The organism is Marinomonas spartinae (assembly GCF_900089775.1).
GTDB lineage: Bacteria > Pseudomonadota > Gammaproteobacteria > Pseudomonadales > Marinomonadaceae > Marinomonas > Marinomonas spartinae.
The window spans coordinates 75,150-93,031 of the sequence record NZ_FLOB01000002.1; the positions used below are offsets into that span (position 1 = coordinate 75,150).

At 43.2% G+C, this 17,882-nt stretch carries 16 protein-coding genes; 11 read left to right on the forward strand and 5 right to left on the reverse strand.

Annotated elements, in window-relative coordinates; all coding sequences use genetic code 11:
- Positions 1 to 7: 7 nt before the first annotated feature.
- Together MSP8886_RS04465 and MSP8886_RS04470 are read right to left on the reverse strand one after the other, a co-directional pair.
- Positions 8 to 1,090, reverse strand: coding sequence for a Bug family tripartite tricarboxylate transporter substrate binding protein (locus MSP8886_RS04465; protein ID WP_067014436.1), 1,083 nt, complete (start codon positions 1,088 to 1,090; stop codon positions 8 to 10).
- Positions 1,091 to 1,151: 61 nt separating this feature from the next.
- Positions 1,152 to 2,213: a 4-oxalomesaconate tautomerase gene (locus MSP8886_RS04470; protein WP_067013189.1), complete on the reverse strand. Its 1,062-nt coding sequence runs from the start codon at positions 2,211 to 2,213 to the stop codon at positions 1,152 to 1,154.
- A 113-nt stretch (positions 2,214 to 2,326) separates the two neighbouring features.
- On the opposite strand from MSP8886_RS04470, the gene MSP8886_RS04475 reads away from it, so the two are divergent.
- Positions 2,327 to 3,232, forward strand: a complete 906-nt coding sequence (locus MSP8886_RS04475) for a LysR family transcriptional regulator (RefSeq protein ID WP_067013191.1) — start codon at positions 2,327 to 2,329, stop codon at positions 3,230 to 3,232.
- Positions 3,233 to 3,301: 69 nt separating this feature from the next.
- Here the strand turns inward: MSP8886_RS04475 and ggt are convergent, their stop codons facing one another.
- A complete protein-coding gene (ggt, locus tag MSP8886_RS04480) occupies positions 3,302 to 5,059 on the reverse strand; it encodes a gamma-glutamyltransferase (protein WP_067013193.1) in 1,758 nt (585 codons plus the stop codon).
- A 532-nt stretch (positions 5,060 to 5,591) separates the two neighbouring features.
- Here ggt and hmuQ point away from each other — a divergent pair.
- The 4 genes from hmuQ to MSP8886_RS04505 all read left to right on the forward strand — a co-directional run bounded on the left by hmuQ (position 5,592) and on the right by MSP8886_RS04505 (position 7,860).
- Positions 5,592 to 5,894 (forward strand): heme-degrading protein HmuQ, encoded by a 303-nt coding sequence (gene hmuQ, locus MSP8886_RS04490; protein WP_067013197.1) that lies wholly within the window; start codon positions 5,592 to 5,594, stop codon positions 5,892 to 5,894.
- A gap of 122 nt (positions 5,895 to 6,016) precedes the next feature.
- On the forward strand, positions 6,017 to 6,544 hold the full coding sequence (locus tag MSP8886_RS04495) for a TrmH family RNA methyltransferase (RefSeq protein ID WP_083200822.1): 528 nt from the start codon (positions 6,017 to 6,019) through the stop codon (positions 6,542 to 6,544).
- A 138-nt stretch (positions 6,545 to 6,682) separates the two neighbouring features.
- On the forward strand, positions 6,683 to 7,423 hold the full coding sequence (locus MSP8886_RS04500; RefSeq protein ID WP_067013198.1) for a carbonic anhydrase: 741 nt from the start codon (positions 6,683 to 6,685) through the stop codon (positions 7,421 to 7,423).
- Positions 7,424 to 7,650: 227 nt separating this feature from the next.
- Entirely contained in the window at positions 7,651 to 7,860 is a 210-nt protein-coding gene (locus MSP8886_RS04505) for a cold-shock protein (protein WP_067013201.1), read from the forward strand.
- A 160-nt stretch (positions 7,861 to 8,020) separates the two neighbouring features.
- Here the strand turns inward: MSP8886_RS04505 and MSP8886_RS04510 are convergent, their stop codons facing one another.
- Positions 8,021 to 9,355 carry a YdgA family protein gene (locus MSP8886_RS04510; protein WP_067013203.1) on the reverse strand — a complete coding sequence of 445 codons (1,335 nt, stop codon included), beginning with the start codon at positions 9,353 to 9,355 and terminating at the stop codon, positions 8,021 to 8,023.
- Positions 9,356 to 9,510: 155 nt separating this feature from the next.
- Here MSP8886_RS04510 and MSP8886_RS04515 point away from each other — a divergent pair, with 155 nt between their 5' ends.
- Positions 9,511 to 10,353, forward strand: coding sequence for a hypothetical protein (locus MSP8886_RS04515; RefSeq protein WP_067013206.1), 843 nt, complete (start codon positions 9,511 to 9,513; stop codon positions 10,351 to 10,353).
- Between the two features lie 8 nt (positions 10,354 to 10,361).
- Here MSP8886_RS04515 and MSP8886_RS04520 read toward each other — a convergent pair whose 3' ends face one another.
- The gene (locus MSP8886_RS04520) at positions 10,362 to 11,111 is read right to left on the reverse strand and encodes an SDR family oxidoreductase (RefSeq protein ID WP_067013208.1); all 750 of its coding nucleotides are present in this window, start codon (positions 11,109 to 11,111) and stop codon (positions 10,362 to 10,364) included.
- 102 nt (positions 11,112 to 11,213) lie between these two features.
- On the opposite strand from MSP8886_RS04520, the gene MSP8886_RS04525 reads away from it, so the two are divergent.
- The 5 genes from MSP8886_RS04525 (at position 11,214) to MSP8886_RS04545 (ending at position 17,798) form a co-directional block, all read left to right on the forward strand.
- The gene (locus tag MSP8886_RS04525; RefSeq protein WP_067013210.1) at positions 11,214 to 11,561 is read left to right on the forward strand and encodes a winged helix-turn-helix transcriptional regulator; all 348 of its coding nucleotides are present in this window, start codon (positions 11,214 to 11,216) and stop codon (positions 11,559 to 11,561) included.
- 334 nt (positions 11,562 to 11,895) lie between these two features.
- Complete coding sequence (locus tag MSP8886_RS04530; RefSeq protein ID WP_067013212.1) at positions 11,896 to 13,470, forward strand: L-lactate permease; 1,575 nt, start codon at positions 11,896 to 11,898, stop codon at positions 13,468 to 13,470.
- A 248-nt stretch (positions 13,471 to 13,718) separates the two neighbouring features.
- On the forward strand, positions 13,719 to 15,287 hold the full coding sequence (gene garD / locus MSP8886_RS04535) for a galactarate dehydratase (RefSeq protein ID WP_217491116.1): 1,569 nt from the start codon (positions 13,719 to 13,721) through the stop codon (positions 15,285 to 15,287).
- Positions 15,288 to 15,437: 150 nt separating this feature from the next.
- Positions 15,438 to 16,349: a 5-dehydro-4-deoxyglucarate dehydratase gene (locus MSP8886_RS04540; protein ID WP_067013216.1), complete on the forward strand. Its 912-nt coding sequence runs from the start codon at positions 15,438 to 15,440 to the stop codon at positions 16,347 to 16,349.
- 123 nt (positions 16,350 to 16,472) lie between these two features.
- On the forward strand, positions 16,473 to 17,798 hold the full coding sequence (locus tag MSP8886_RS04545) for an enolase C-terminal domain-like protein (RefSeq protein ID WP_067013218.1): 1,326 nt from the start codon (positions 16,473 to 16,475) through the stop codon (positions 17,796 to 17,798).
- Positions 17,799 to 17,882: the final 84 nt, after the last annotated feature.

Sequence of the window (17,882 nt, forward strand, 5' to 3'; positions counted from 1 at the left end):
CTATGGATTAGAGTGAATAATCAAATTTCTGTTTTAGCCATTTGGCTACCCAAGCGTATAGCTCAGGAGAAATTTTGGTGGCTTCTTGAAGATGTTGAGCGACATTGACTCCCACAATATTTTTATAGGGACCAATTTGCACTATAGAGTCTTTAATGAACTGAGGATCTTTCAGCATTTCTTTAATCCCTTTTTGGTACGCATGAATAATGTCGCTTGGCGTATTTGCGGGAATAAAGATCACTTTTTGGAAAGCAAAGCCTGCCGCTAGGAACTTAGAGTAAGCGGTATATTCATTACCAGATGGTTTCTTGCCATACTTCTGGAAATAGACCTCTTGGAATGTAGGTAAATTTGGAAAGGCTGGATCGCGTACTATCTTCCCATCTTCGTTCATCACCCCTAAAGAGAATAACGGAATCGCTTTGTGGTTTTTAACCAAGTCTTCTACCGAGTTGATATAAGCCGAAGTAGTCTGAAAGTCTATTTTTGCTTCACCACGTTCGAAGGCTAGACGACCCGCGCCACGGCTCTTCATACCGAATACTGGCTTGACGTCAAGACCAAGCATTTCAAAAGCCATTAGTACAGGCAACTCAAGTCGAGTTGGACCTTGGGATCCGAAAGGGAGTGTGACACCGTTTAGCTTATCGATATCGGCAGCGGACTTAACGCCAAGGTTAGGCTGGACATAGACTACGCCACCTGTTGGACTCGCCATTAATGGCATCCATTTATCGAAGTTGTAGCGGACGCGTTTATCACCCAGCATGAACGGAAAAAGTGTTGATGCCGAGGTCCCTAAAATATCCGAGCCATCGCTTCTAGCACGCTTATAAAATAAGTTAGTACCAGTAATAGAGCCACCACCAGGCTGGTTTTTAATGACAACCGTTGGGTGAGTGGGAATATACTTTGTTAAATAGGGAGCGATAAAGCGTGCCCAAACGTCTGTACCACCGCCAACACCAAAGGGTATGGTCCAATTAATCGTTGAGGGAATATCGGCTGTCTCTGCTTTCGCTGCTGTTGTTAGCAAGCTACCAAAGATCAAGGTTGAGGCGCATAAGAGCTTCAAGTGCTTTTTCATGGTTTTATCCTTTTTTGTTTTTATAGAGCTTTTATTGTAGTCGTTGAGATCATTAAGTGTGCTAATCGAGATAAATGGTGCCATTTAATATTCGTTTAGCGGTTCGTATGAGCGACACACTTTCGATGACAGAGCTGTCATCAGCTTTGCGTGTGACACTCAGCTCTATTGTTCCTGATGGGTGCTCAAGAACAAAAGAAGAATCGTCACTGTCATTATTGATCAGTTCTGATGCGATGGTACCGAGTGTGCAGCAGGCGGTTGTAATGGCGATGCTGCCTGTGACAGCTAGCGCTTTATGGCATTTATTTGGTACGAAATAGCGCGCTGAAATAGTGCCACCGTGCACAGCGGGTGACAGCAAAATAGGTTTAGGGATTACAGAATTAGAGACATCGCCTAAGCCCATTAATCGACCCGCTTGAAGACGAATATTTTCTAATCGGCTCATGAACTCCACATCGTTATCAAACTCCGATGGGGACTCATAACCTGTTTTTTTAAGGTCAGAAGCTTTAATCAAAACAACAGGGGTGGCGGCATCGATACAGGTAACTGGGACCGAGTCAATGACATCTATTTTATTCCCCGTTGGTAGTAATTTTCCTGTTTTAGCACCTTCAACATCGATAAAGGTTAAATGGATGGGTTCTCCTGGCGAGTTAGTGCCAGCAATGATGGTGTTTCCAGAATATTTAACTTTACCATTAGGCGTCGATACCGTAGCGTGTATAATCTTGCCGGTATTGAGGTTATGAATGCGTACGGTTGTTTTATCGTTTGAGGCCGGAAACAGTCCTGTTTCAATTGCATAGGGCGCGACGCCCGCTAACATGTTTCCACAGTTTGGTGCGAAGTCTACTTTCTTCTCGAGTATGCCCACTTGAGCAAATAGGTAATCCACATCCGCTTCTGGATGAGTTGAGGGTCCTACCATGGCAACCTTGCTTGTTAAGCTATTGCCTCCGCCAATGCCATCTATTTGAAGTTCGTGACCAGATCCCATTATTTTCAAAAGAACATCCGCACAGGCATCTCTCTCTTTAGGTAGATCAGAAATTTTTAGGTATGGGCCTCGAGAGGTGCCACCACGCATAATCATGCAGGATATGGTTTGTGACATTATAAAAACCTTATTGTTATTGGTACTGGCGCTAAGATCTCATAATGAGGATTGGTGCATCAAATGCAAAAATAAGTTATAAATGATGCAAAATTGTTATCAGTGGTGGGGTCATGCATCAAATAGAGTTCAAAGATTTGGTTATTTTTATTCGGATTGCGGAGACGGGAAACTTTCATGATGCAGCAGAATTAACCTTTCTGTCGCAGCCTGCATTAAGCCGTAGAATGCAAAAATTAGAGTCTTTACTTGGAGCACAATTGTTCGAAAGAACCACCAGAAAAACTTGGTTAACATCGGTTGGTAGAGAGTTCTTACCCAAAGCCAGAAGGATGGTGGAAGAGTTCGAAATGTCCATTTTGGGCATTAAAGACATGGCGTCCCAGCAAAAAGGTAAGGTTGTTATTGCCTGCATTCCAACCGCAGCGTTTTACTTTTTGCCCAGTGTTATTAATGTTTTTAATGAACGTTATCCTGGTATTCGAATTCAAATTTTAGACGAAAGTGCCAATCAGGGGCTGGAATCCGTTATTCGAGGGGATGCCGACTTTGGCATTAATATGGCTATTGCACAGCACCCGGAGGTAGTTTTTACACCACTTCTAGATGACCCTTTTGTGGTTTGTCTGAGGAAAGATCACCCATTATGCGAATTGGATGAAGTGTCTTGGGCTGATATGGAGTCCTATAAATTAATTAGTGTTGGGCGAGCTAGCGGTAATCGTATTTTATTGGATAAATCATTAGCCAGAGATCAGGTGAAATTGAACAGTTTTTATGAGGTTCAGCACCTTTCAACCTCATTGGGGTTAGTGGAAATGGGATTAGGCATCTCCATTGTACCGAAATTAGCCATGCCGTTAAGCTCTGCATCAGCACTGACATTTAGGCCGCTCAAAGGGCAGAAAATTGATCGCTCAATTGGGTTGGTAAAGCGTAGCTCTACTTCTGTATCACCTGCCGCTGATTTATTTATCAATATATTGTTGGAGCACTGGAAAGCCGTTGATCTTACTTAGGGGTTATCCCCCCTATGATGGTGGTTTGTAATCATAGGGAGGATGTAAATAAGGGAAGATGGGGCTTCATCAGTCTCCCAAAACCAATCCTTCACGCCTTGGGTCGGCTCCGCCGTAGAGCTTCCCCGATTGGATTTCAATACCTTGCGCTCCTGAATTCAAATCTTTTATGGCGACTTTATACCCCATTTTTTCTAATGGTTCTTTTAGGGCTTCTGCTTTTGTGCCTTTCTCTAGTTCAAAAGTACCAAAACGATTAATGGCGTTGGGCAGAGAAATGGCTTGCTGAATATTCATCCCCCACTCCAGATTAGCAATCAACGTTTTGACCACATAACCAATGATACTTGAGCCGCCTGGTGAGCCAATCAGTAAGTAAGGTTTACCCTCTTTCATAACGATGGTTGGTGACATAGAAGAGCGTGGACGTTTACCCGGTTCTAATCGATTGGCGATTGGGTAACCATTTTCGTAAGACTTAAAAGAAAAGTCTGTTAGCTCATTGTTGAGCAAAAAGCCATCGACCATTAGCTTCGAGCCAAAAGCACTTTCAATGGTGGTGGTGATGGAAACGGCGTTGCCATCTTTGTCGATAATGACAATATGACTGGTACTGGGAAATTCAATAGCGATATCGTCTGCCTGTTTGAACGGATGACGCCATTCAGGTTCTCCCGCTGCAACATGAGCAAGTGCTTTGCCGGGGGGGATAAGTTGGGCTCGGGCCTTTAAATAGCTCGGATCTAATAAGCCCTGTGGCATAGGCACATAATCGGTATCGGCCATGTATCGACCTCGATCCGCAAACGCTAAACGCGATGCATCGCCTATAATTTGCCAAGCTTCGGGTGAGTTGGGACCCATCTTAGCAAGATTAAATTGTTCGGTGATGCCCATGATTTGTCCAACGGTTAAGCCACCTGAGCTGGGTGGCCCCATGCCGCATATATCATATTGTTTATAGGGCAGACACACGGGCTTTCTTTGTTTGACTTGGTAGTTAGCCAGGTCCGCTTCGGACAGAACCCCTGGATTATCCACCACATGGTTGACCTGCCGAACGATGTCCTTGCCAATTTTCCCATGATAAAAAATATCAGGGCCATGCATGGCCAATTCACTTAAGGTTCTGGCATAGGCCAAATTTTTCAGGCGTTGTCCCGCTTGGATGGGGCTGTTATCCAAGCTGAAAAAGTACGCTTTGGTTTCTGGGTAGCGAGATAGATGCGCTTTGTTGCTTTCAACAGAGTGGGCGAGTCGAGGCGAAACGATAAAGCCATCGAGGGCTATTTTTTCTGCTGGTTTTAATAGGTCCGACCAAGGTTTTCGACCATAGCGTTTGTGCAATTCAGCCATCAATTTAATGGTGCCAGGAGTCCCAACAGAGCGCCCTCCGACAACCGCATCATAGAATTTGAGCGGCTTGCCATTGTTGTCTTGAAACAGTTCTGGAGTGGCTTTCATGGGGGCGGTTTCGCGCCCATCAAAGGTGGTGAGCTGTTTGTTTTTTGCATCGTAGTAAACGGCGAAAGCGCCACCACCTAAACCAGAAGACTGAGGTTCTACAAGGCCCAATGTCATTTGCACGGCGACCAGTGCATCAATAGCAGAGCCTCCTGATTTGAGCACATCGTAACCTACTTGAGTGGCGATAGGGTTGGCGGTTGCTACCATCTCGTGTTGAGCTGTGACCAGTTTTTTTTCAGAGATGGCACTCGTTTGCTCTGGAGCAACGGCATCGGTCACTTGACCAGAGGCAAAGAGGCTCTGACTAAGAAAGAGTGATGAAAGCAGTAACAATCGTTGCGGTGTCTGTCGTTTGTACATTTGGCTGTCCTTATGTATACAGTTGAGAGAGTGTTTCACCTGTTTGTCATTTATTTATTGCTATTTGTTGAGACCTTTGCGCGATGTCACGAGCGACGCCAAGGCGCGGCAAAAACAGACGAGAAAGCGGATTTTATAGCTATAAATGAGCATTTTGAGTCTGTTTTTAACAAAGTATTGGCAAGCGCAGTAGTCGTGCAAAAGTCTCTTGTTCTGATACACGTTTTTAAACCGTGTACTCAAATCAGAACAAATAATGCGGATAATAGAAAGACCATAAGTGCTCTTTTATGTTTCGTATTCTTTGTTAAGCATCTCGTCAATAGGTTCACTATTCACATTCGATGCTTGCCGCAAATAGCAGGCTTTTATCTCCATGCTGAGTCAAGAGGACTTATTAACACCTTCCCTAATGGGTAATGAATTGGACTTTTGGCTGGATGGCCTTGTCAGGTGGCAGGTCATTTTGTTAATTATAACCTTGGTAAGACTGATTACTTTATAGAATGCATTATGTTGCAGGAGAATCACTATGTACGTAGCAATGAACCGTTTCCGTATTGCTGTAGGACGTGAAGAGGAATTTATCAATATTTGGCGTAGCCGAGATACTCACTTAAAAGACGTACCTGGCTTTGATTCATTTAATTTATTACAGGGTGAAACCAATGAAGAGTTCACTCTGTTTGCTTCTCATACTATTTGGGAAAATGAGCAGGCGTTCCGCGACTGGACTAAATCTGAGGCCTTTCGTAAGGCTCATGCAAATGCCACGTCATCTAGAGGTCTATATCTTGGGCCACCAAAGTTCGAAGGCTTTTCAACGGTTCTTTAACCAGAATCACTTGATGTTGCTTACCTGTTAAGGGATTAGTTTACTTGTGAAAGTGATCGGCTAAGTATAATAATCTGGTGCTGAACTAGTAAATCCGTCCCTTTTTTATCATCGAGCGTTGTATGAGTAATATACAATTGAGCCATGAAGCTCATCAATCAACCCAAACAAGATACCCTGTCTGTTTTTTAGCCCATGATATAGATGTGCCGATGAACGTCGGTAGTTTTTTTAGAGTGGCAGATGCTCTGGGGGTGGAGAAGATATTTCTTACAGGAAGTACGGTGGTGCCTCCTAATGCAAAGATCAAAAAAACATCTCGCTCCACCGAAAAGTATGTACCATATGAATATTCGTCTGATCCCGTCACGATTATAGAATCTCTAAAATCATTGGGTTATAAAATCGTTAGTCTTGAGATTACCTCAGAAAGCATAGATTTAGCTGCTTTGAATATGCTCCCAACTGATAAAGTGTGCTTGGTATTAGGATCTGAAAATTATGGAATCAAAGATGAGATTCTTGCCTTATCAGACATCACTGTGCATATTCCCATGTTTGGTGTGAATTCCTCAATGAATGTTGCATCAGCGTGTTCCATTGCCACTTATGAGATTACACGGCAGTTGAGAAATGAGCGGCTGTCATAAAACTAAAGAGCGATATATTAGTTTAGGAACAGTGGTTTAGATTTAGTTTGCCCCATCCCCTAAAATGATGTTATTAATTCACCGCTTTAATTTTCACGTACTAAAAAACGGTATTTATAACGATAGGGAAGTTTTACCATGTTTAAAAAGGGACTTTTTCTTGTGCTGTTATCAGGCATCACATCACCGGCTTTATTAGCATCCGAACAAGCTCATTGGAGCTATGAAGGTCAGCAAGGACCAGATCATTGGAGTGCCTTATCAGGTGATTTTTCAATCTGTTCGCAAGGGAAAAATCAATCGCCTATTAATTTAACTAAGATGATTGAGGCTAAGTTGTCGCCTTTATCTTTTTCCTATCGGTATGGTGGTAAGGATGTGATTAATAATGGTCATACGATTCAAGTAACCTATCAAAAGGGCAGCGTATTGAAGCTGGAGGGGCATCACTATGAATTAAGGCAATTTCATTTTCATGCGCCGAGTGAAAATACCATAGAGGGCAATTCCTACCCAATGGAAGCGCATCTTGTTCACGCCGATAAAGAGGGGAATCTTGCGGTTGTAGCCGTTATGTTTAAGCAGGGAACAGCCAATTCTACGTTGGAAAAAATTTGGCGGGAGATGCCAAAGAAGATGCTACAAGAAAAACACTTATCGCAAAGTGTGAATGCGATGGGGTTGTTACCCAAAGACAAAACCTATTATCGATTCAATGGTTCCTTGACGACGCCCCCTTGCTCTGAAGGTGTTGCTTGGTTAGTCATGAAACATTATATAACCGCATCCAAAGCTCAGTTAGAGACATTTGAACGTACTGTTGGCGCGCCCAATAATCGTCCGGTACAGCCTATAAATGCACGGGTTATTCTAAAATAAAATTGGATCAACAGAACATAAGATTACAAAATAAGAGGAATAAAGGTGGCTATTCTTTCTATATGTCTATACTATGCACTCTCCAGCTAGAAAGAAGTCTCTAATTATTAACTCTGATCTACGTAGTTTTATTCATAATTCTCGTCCTGAAAGTTTTTAAGTAACAGTCTATTTTTTGCATTTCCAGCCATCATATATGGCTATTACTAATATATCAGGTGATTATTATGTCTACCCCTATTCAAGGTACTGTTAAGTGGTTCAATGAAACAAAAGGCTTTGGTTTTATCGAGCAAGAGTCTGGCCCAGATGTGTTCGCACATTTTAGCGCTATTGTCAGCTCTGGTTTCAAAACCTTGGCTGAAGGCCAAAAAGTAGAATTCATTGTGACGACTGGCCCTAAAGGCCCACAAGCAGAAAATATTACTGCGCTATAATATCTAGCGAATTTTATTTTAAAAAAGAGCAAGTCTTTTCAAGGCTTGCTCTTTTTTTTGTAAAGTTGAATTTGATTGAAAGGCGAAATGCATTTTGCCTTTTATAAAAAAATGCCACTCATTTTTTTGGGTGGCATTTTTTATTGAGCTGCTTACTGTATTACATCGGTAGCGGTATATCGAAGATGTTAGCCTGTCCACCTTTAATGGATATCTCTGTTCTATACTGATCTTTCTCTTTTTTGATCAAACCTTGTTGTACGAAATTCCCTATTATCATCTGTGCTTGTTGTTTGACTTGTGGTGACTGTGCTGGCATTTGCGCTTGCTTGGCGACAAATTGTTGCGCTAGTTTATCGGCAAGCGGTGCATCAACCAGAATATTTGCTTTAGCAATGGTGTAATACTTCCAAAATTGTGGGTTAAATAGGTCCACTAACTTAGGATCATTAACATCGGCAAGTTTACTGGTTAGGCTAGATTTAAAACTGCCTTCGGGCAGGGTACCACTGAAATCAGAAATATTAAATTCAGGCTTGCTGGCTAAAAATGGGCTAAGGTTGTCTTGTAAAACCGCTATGGTTTTTTGGTTTGTAGGATCCGTTCTGTCTGGAGCGTTATTAAGTTCTTTGTAGATTTTGGTTAAGACAGCGTTGTTTAAGTTTTTGAGTTCCGTAACAAGCGAAAGATTACTTACTTGAACCGAAGGGAGACTAAGCGAGTTTGCGCCATAGCTGATTTTTATGTCACCTAGCTGTGTTTTCTTATCCAGATCTGAGTGGGTGTTAATAGAGAGACCTTTTATCGCCATCTTTGATGCTACTTGGATGTCTCCGACTTTCAATGTCATGTCGCTGTCACGCAAACCGCCATTATTCAGGTCAACACTGGTGTCCATTGATAATTTAACGGAAAGGTCTTTTAACGATGCCGGTTGTTGGTCATCAATATTGATATTTTTTAGTGCACCTTGATAGTGAAAGGTGTTGTTTTTATTCTCGCCTGACCCAGAATACCCGCTAAACGACAAGGTTTTTGCCTTGTCGGTAAAGCTTGGAATGGCATCCGTCATGGTTAAATTACCTGTTAAACCTCGGGTTATATTAAGCTGATATAAGGGCTTGTTATCATCCCAAACCAAGGTGTCGCGTGCTTTGTCGGCTGGGATGCTGGCCTGTGTTGAATACAGTCCGATAAGACTTTGTTTATTGAATAATAGCGGGCCATAGTGTGTTTCGAGAACGATATTAGCTTTGATGAGGCCGATTGGACTATTAGGATCAATCGTTGACGGATCAAGCTCCACCGAAATATTGGCTTTTGAACCAAACCAGGAGTTATCCATTGATTCGATTTTAGCATGATAACCTGCTGATTGATTTAGGTAGGCAATAAAGCTTTCTAGCTGTTTCTGATATTGACCCGCAATGATTTTGGGAGAAATAATACACACAGCGGCAAGCACAATAACGAGTATACCAAGTAGCTTCTTCACAAAGACTTCCTTTTCTAAATTAATGAGTTGATTGTCATTGTACAGAGAATCAGCAATTAAATGAATGCCAGTAGACTCTATCCTCCCTGTATTTTACAGTGTGTTCTTTGTACAGCAGCTTACCTGTCGTACCATTTTTGTAGAGTGGTAACAAAATGAATCAAGCTATCACCCTTAGAGTTAAATTTGCACGAAAATTGCTCTCTCGTCTGTGCGTTATGGATTATCACACGGCTCTTATTGGCGGCTCTGTCGCCAAAGGTTGGGCGGATGATTACTCTGATATTGAAATAGGTCTGTTTTATACAAGCTTACCTTCTCTTAGTGATAGACAGGAGATGGTAAAAAGGACGGCGGGCACCGATGCTACTTTTTCAAGGCCTGATGGGAATGGTTTGATAACCGACTATTTTTATGTTGATGGTCTAAAAATCGATCTTTGGCATTGCTCGGAGGAAGTCATTGATGGTTTTATTCGGTCTATCGAAACGGCTTCACTGACCAATGCCATTCAGGAAACCTTATGGGTTATTCAAAATGGTATGGTGTTAAAAACCTCCTCGCAATTAATACAGTGGCGTAATGATCTACATTTTCCACTGAAAAAACGCCAAGAAGTGGTTGCTCTACATCTAGCGGCTATTATCTCACCAGATTTGAAATTATATGCCCACCGTCAAGACTTACCCATTTATTATGGTTTGATCTCAGGTATTCAAAAACGCATGGGACTTTTGTTATTTGCCCTAAACGGTATGTTCTCTGTAGATTTTAAGAGCCTTGAACAGAGTTTAAAGGAGCTGCCTATTCAACCTGAAAACTGTTGGCAGCGCTTTGAGGCGATTTATAAAGCGCCTTTTTTAGAAGGCGCTGAAATGATGGAGAGTTTGATTGCCGATACAATAGCTTTAATTCAACAGCATATGCCTGAAATGAGAGTGGAGAAAAAGCACGTTTTTGATAGGTATCGAAGACGACGTTGGGTCGGGCCTGTTTAGGTGTCTACTTAGACATTGCCAATGCCGCCATCCATCAATAACTCAGAGCCGAGCATGTAAGCGGATTCGTCTGAGGCTAAAAACACGGCTGCTTTTGCTAGTTCGATTGCCGATCCCATGCGTTTTAAAGGAATAAGATTGCTTACCTCCGCTCGCAGAGCGTTCTCCTCTTCTTGTTCTAGACCAAATTTTTTAAAGGCATCGGTTTGTGTTGGACCTGGGCTAAGGACGTTAACTCTGATTCCTCGATCTTTTAATTCGCCGGATAATGTCCTGGCTAAAGAAATGAGTCCGGATTTGCTGGCAGCGTAAACGCTACTTTGTGGCAAACCTATTTGGGCGGAAACACTACCACAAAGAATAATGGAAGCAGACGCGGAGAGGTGTGGCAAAAGTGACTGGATAAGAAAAAGCGGCCCCTTTAAATTGGTATTGAGAACGTGATCAAAGGTGTTTTCATCCCATTTTTCTAGTGGTTGATGAGTGACATCGCCGGCATTAATAAACACTATGTCTAATTTAGGGAAAGATACGCTGATCTGCTCAGCAAGACGCGTTTGTTCCGCGACAATACTCGCATCGCTTTTTAACACTAAGAGACGGCCAGCAAATTCTTCCCTTGCCGCTTTTAATCCGATGTCGCTACGACCCGTAATAGCGACATGAGCGCCTTCTTGTAAAAACTGTCTGGCGGTTTCTAATCCTATTCCTGCGGTGCCACCCGTGATCAGAGCATGCTTGTCTAATAGACGTTTCATATAAAATACCACCTTGTTGTGTTGGTTAAGTGGTCGCATTATCAGTATATTAGTATGTTTTTAATAGTAGGTACCAAATAGATACTAAAGAGGAAAATATTAATGACCACATTATTTACTCAGTCTACTGAACCTTGTCCTATGGTGGATTTTGTCAATCTTGTCTCAGGAAAATGGGCCATTCCGATTCTCTATCGTTTAATCGTGGTGGATGATGCGATTCGTTTTGGTGCACTGCAAAGAGCGGTAGCGCCTATCACACAGAAAGAACTCACCAAACAATTAAGAGCCTTTGAATCGATAGGTTTGGTGACACGAGCCATGTACCCAGAAATGCCGCCACGAGTGGAATATCAAGTGACGGAGCTTGGCAAAACCTTAAAACCAACATTGGATTCATTGGCCCAGTGGATGAGAGAACATAGGGAGGAGCTAAGCGCGCCTCTATGATGTAGTGGTGATTTTGTTATAAGAAAATTTTATATAAAGTGTTTGTTGTTATTTCATTATGCACTAAGGAAGAATTCATTGATTCCAAAATCACACTAATAGTGAAGAGAGGTTTTTGTGAATAAAAATATAACATATTGATTATTATGTAATAATTTTTCCATTTAGTAGTGATTTTGTGTTTTGTCAAATTCTATTAGATTGTTTCTGAAAAAGTACTAGATGGTCTTTGTTTCTTCTCTCCCTAATAATTGGCGCATTCCCAATTGCAGCCATCGGCTGCAAAAAACAAAAATAATATGACGTCCATCAGGACATTGAGTGGAGAAATACAATGGATTTACTGGTATCCATATTCCCTATTGTTTTATTAATCTATGCAATGACAAAAAAGCATCCTGTCCCTTCCTATATTGCGTTACCCGCCACGGCGTTACTGGTCGGCATATTTCAGGTTTTTTATTTTCATGCGAATCAAACCCTTCTGTTAGCCAACGCAATCTCTGGCGTGTTATCGACTCTCACCCCGATTTCAATTATCGCGGGGGCAATATTGTTGAACCGAGTGATGGTATTGTCTGGTGCTGAGAATATCGTGCGTCATTGGTTAGAGAGCATCAGTACGAATGCCGTTGCTCAGCTGATGATTATTGGTTGGGCGTTTGCCTTTATGATTGAAGGTGCTTCGGGTTTTGGTACGCCTGCCGCGATTGCCGCGCCCATTTTGGTGGGGTTAGGCTTTAATCCCATCAAAGTGATTTTGCTGACGCTAACCATGAACTCGGTACCGGTATCGTTCGGGGCTGTTGGCACGCCGACTTGGTTTGGTTTTGCACCGTTAAATTTAAAAGATGCGGAAATTTTAAGTATCTCTCAATATACCGCTCTTGTTCATACCATTGCGGCTTTTTTCATTCCGATTATTGCGTTGCGCTTTGTGGTGAGCTGGCAAGATATCCGTCGTAACATTATTTTTATCTTGTTGAGTGTTTTGTCCTGTACTTTACCTTATTTACTGATTGCCCAATGGAATTATGAATTCCCTTCGTTGTTAGGTGGTGTAATTGGCTTAGTCATCAGTGTCTTTCTGGCTCGTCACCATATTGGTTTGTCGAATGAGACGCGACATAGTGAAAAGCGTAAAGGGGTAAGCGGTAAAGCTTTGGCGATCGCCATTAGCCCGATGATTCTCTTAGTAGGGATCTTGATCATTACTCGGATTAAGCAGCTAGGTATAAAGCAGATCTTGACGGACATGACACCTTGGTTACATGGTAGCCTTGGTAGTACTCAGGTAAGTGTAACGGATTCGTTAGCCATTTCTCTGACACACATTTTTGGAACCAGTGTGTCATGGGCTTATAAGACGCTCTACGTGCCTGCCTTGATTCCATTTTTAGTGGTTGTGCTTATTTCTATTCCGATTCTCAAAATGTCTAAAGGCCAAGTGTTTGAGGCGTTTTCGGATTGTCGACGTCGTATTCTGTGGCCGTCTATTTCGTTAATGGGGGCCCTAGTCATGGTGAAGTTCATGATGCTGGGTAAGTTAGATTCTCCTGTGCTAGTTATCGGCCACTCCTTTGCCGAATTAACTGGTGATAAATGGACCTATTTTGCTTCCTACTTAGGAGCATTAGGGGCCTTCTTCTCAGGTTCGGCCACCGTGTCTAACCTAACCTTTGGTGCCATTCAGCAAAGTATTGCAGTGAGCGTTGGCTTGCCGCAAACACTGATTTTAGCCTTGCAGTCAGTTGGTGGAGCGATGGGGAATATGGTTTGCTTGAATAACATCATTGCAGTATCGACCATATTGGGTATTAGCCATAAAGAGGGCTTTATTATGAAACGTACGGTGGTACCTATGGTCATCTACGGATTAATCGCAGCATTGGTTAGTGTGTTCTTATAGGACTTATAATGCCGTAATTACTTTAAAAACAAATGGATAGATTAAATCAAATGCCGCTCAAATGAGCGGCATTTTTAGTTAAAAGCGAAATAGCTAAAACTTTCTTGAAAAGACAAATGTATGATGTATGATTTTTGGTAGTGAATATAGACAGTATTTGCTTGAGATTCTTGGCTGCTTTGAAAGCTTTCATTAGTGGCATAAAAATAATGATAAAACCAAAGGTTTGAATGCAGTTGAGGGCAGGTATGAATGAATATGTGCTAATCAAAATCCACGCGAACGATAATGTGGCGATTATTGTTAATCAAGGTGGGGCCCCAGCGGGAGCAGAGTTAGAAGGTGGTATTGTATTAAAAGAAGCAGTGCCACAGGGTCATAAAGTGACACTAACAGCGATTGATCAAGGGCAAGACATCATTCGTTACAACGAAGTGATTGGGTACGCAAAGGAGCCATTGGCAGTCGGGCGTTGGGTGTCGGAAGCGTTAATGATTATGCCTACGCCACCTAAGTTGGATGAGCTGCCATTAGCGACGCGCGTTAAGCCAGACATTGCCCCCCTAGAAGGCTATACCTTTGATGGTTATAGAAATTCAGACGGTTCTGCGGGAACAAAAAATCTGCTCGGTATCAGTACGAGTGTGCAGTGTGTTTCTGGTGTAACGGAATACCTAGTAAAGCTCATTAAGCATACTTTGTTACCAAAATATCCGAACGTCGATGGGGTGGTCGCTCTCAATCATAGTTATGGTTGTGGCGTGGCTATCAATGCTCCTGCGGCGATTGTGCCAATTCGTACCTTACAAAACATGGCGAAAAATCCCAATTTTGGTGGTGAGGTGATGGTCATTGGTTTGGGGTGTGAAAAACTCCAACCTCATCGTTTACTTGATATCGACGATGCGCAAGCGGTGAATATTTTGCCGAATTCTGATGCAGCTCAATGGTTAAAAGACAATGTGGTTAGCCTGCAAGACGAAGTACATCACGGTTTTCAAGACATGGTTGATAGCATTATGGCAATGGCAGAGTCCCACCTTGAGCGTTTGAACCGACGTCGTCGCGAACCCTGTCCTTTGTCTGAATTGGTTGTGGGTGTGCAATGCGGTGGCAGCGATGCTTTTTCAGGTATTACCGCCAATCCCGCTGTGGGGTATGCCTCCGATCTGGTTATTCGCGCTGGGGGTTCTGTGATGTTTTCTGAGGTCACTGAAGTGCGCGACGCGATTCATTTGCTAACGCCGCGTGCCCAAAGCGTAGAGGTAGCCAAAGCCTTGTTGCGTGAAATGCAGTGGTACGACGATTATTTGAGCTTGGGTCAAGCGGATCGCAGCGCCAATACCACGCCCGGTAATAAAAAAGGGGGGTTAAATAATATCGTTGAAAAGTCCCTTGGGTCGATTACGAAGTCTGGCAACAGTCCAATTGTTGATGTGTTAAGTCCCGGCGAACGTATTCGTAAGCGCGGTCTTAACTTTGCGGCAACCCCAGCAAGCGATTTTATTTGTGGCACCTTACAGTTCGCTTCCGGGATGAACTTGCATGTGTTTACCACGGGTCGTGGCACACCTTATGGTCTTGAGGTGGTGCCAGTCATTAAAGTCTCAACCAACAGTAATCTAGGTCATCGTTGGCATGATCTGATCGATCTAGACGCCGGTCGTGTTGCCACCAAAGAGATTACTTTAGAAGAAGCGGGTTGGGAGCTGTTTCATTTGATTATTGACGTGGCCAGTGGCCGTAAGCAAGTAGCGGCTGACCGTTTGGGGTTACATAACGATTTGGTGTTATTTAATCCAGCGCCGGTGACTTGATGATCACAGTGAGTCGATATACAGGTTGCCATTTACCATCTTTGTTGTATGATGTAATACATTATATAGGTTAAATTGCTACCTCCTAAATCATTTAAATAGTCTTTTTAAGGCTTTACTTTCAACGATAAAAATAATGAGGAAGAAAGCATGGCTTTTTCTGTAGAACAAATGAGATCGGCGTTGAGTGATGGGCTGCTGTCGTTTCCTGTGACGGATTTTGATGCCAGTGGTAAATTTAATGCTGGGACATTCCGTCAGCGCTTAGAGTCGTTTATTGAGCATGGTGTGTCTGCTATTTTTGTTGCGGGGGGAACGGGTGAGTTTTTCTCTCTGGATGAAGAGGATTATCGCCAAATTGTTGAGTTATCCGTTGCGACAGTAAAGGGCCGTGTGCCAGTTATTGCTTCTGCAGGACGGAGTGTGTCAGACGCTAAGAAATTCGTTAGCATTGCTGATAAAGCCGGTTGTGATGGTATTTTGTTGATGCCGCCATTTCTGACGGAATGTCCTGAAGACGGTATTGTGGAGTACGCTAGTCAGGTAATGGCATCAAGCAACATCCATTTTATCTACTACAATCGTGCCAATGGCAGTTTGTCCGCTGAGCGTGTAAAAGAGCTCGCGGCTCGTAACCCGAATATGGTGTCTTTGAAAGACGGTGTGGGTAATATTGCCGCGTTGAATGACACCATTAAAACCGTTGGTGATCGTTTGGTTTACATCGGTGGCGTACCAACGGCGGAAATTTTCGCTGAAGCTTACTTGTCTATTGGTGTGAATACCTACTCCTCTGCGGTGTTTAACTTTATGCCGGAGATGGCCAATAAGTTTTACAAAGCATTGCGTGCCGGTGAGAAAAATACGGTTACCGCCATTATTAAAGGCTTTTTCATTCCTTTTTGTCGCTTGCGAGATACGAAAAAAGGTTACGCGGTAAGCTTGATCAAAGCAGGGGCGACCATCACTGGTCAGTCAGCGGGAGCTGTGCGTGCGCCTTTGACTATGCCCAATGCGGCGGAGTATGCCCAACTAGAAGCGCTTATTAAGAAAAACAGCTAACTCCCTTAAGGAGGTTGGGGTTTTGTGTCAGCCTTCTCTTTTTTTTATGAGAGACCTTTTCACAACGGCTGTGGATGCTAATACAGCATTAAAAGGCCTCTATGGACAAAGTAGGCCCGTATTATGTTTACAACAATAAAAAAAATGCAGGTTGTTCCTGTCGCCGGTTACGATAGTTTTCTATTAAATTTAAGCGGAGGCCATGCTCCTTGGTTTATCCGCACGGTTGTTGTCTTAGAGGATAATGATGGCAATATCGGTCTGGGTGAAGTTCCAGCAACCGATAAAATTATCAACACACTAGAGCAGTGTCGTGCCATTGTTGAAGGTCAGAACGTTGGAAAATGGAAGTCGATTATTAGTCAGGTTCGTCATGCCATATCAGGCCAATCTGACGATGTGCGTGGTAATCAAACGTTTGATTTGCGCACCGCGGTCCATGTGATTACTGCGATTGAATCGGCACTGTTGGATTTGGCGGGGCAAAATATGGGATTGCCTGTTGTCGATTTGCTTGGCCAGTATGGTAAACAGCGTGACGACATAGAAGCACTGGGGTATTTATTCTTTCTAGGGGATCGTACAAAAACCGATTTACCTTACCCTGCCTACGATTACCCTCTGGACGATTGGGATGTGGTTCGCGCTAAGGAAGCCACTTCGCCTGAGGCTATTGTTAACCTAGCAAAAGCGGCTTATGCCCGTTATGGCTTTAAAGATTTTAAATTAAAAGGTGGGGTGCTGGATGGGCATAAAGAAGCAGAGTGTATTGCTGCTTTGTATGAGGCTTTTCCTGATGCCCGCCTGACACTTGATCCCAATGGGGCTTGGACTCTTCAGCAAGCGATAGACTATTTAACACCAGTGAAACACATGCTGAGTTACGCTGAAGACCCTTGCGGGCAAGAGGGGGCTTGGTCTGGTCGAGAAACCATGGCCGAATTTAAGCGTCGTACCGGATTGAAAACCGCCACCAATATGATTGCCACTGACTGGCAGCAATTGAAGAACGCTGTGCGTTTGGACTCGGTCGATATTCCTTTAGCGGATTGCCATTTTTGGACTATTCAAGGGGCGGTGGCGGTTGGTGAGTTGTGTAACGAATGGGGCATGACCTGGGGCTCACACAGTAATAATCACTTTGATATTTCTTTGGCAATGATGACCCATGTGGCAGCGGCTTGTCCTGGTGAAGTGACCGCCATTGATACCCATTGGATTTGGCAAGATGGGCAATGTCTCACCAAAGAGCCGCTTAAGATTCGCGCAGGCAAAATCAAGGTACCGACAAAAGCGGGCCTTGGCATCGACCTGGATCGCGATAACTTAATACAAGCCCATGAATTGTACAAAACGCTCACATTGGGGCAGCGTGATGACAGTTTGGCGATGCAGTTTTTGATCCCAGGTTGGACATTTGATCCGAAAAAACCGGCATTGGTTCGATGAGTGATGGGTAATGTGTACAGATGAAAACCTTTGCTTGTGGGAGCTGGAACCCTAGGGTAATGTTCTTATTTTCAGACAAAGATG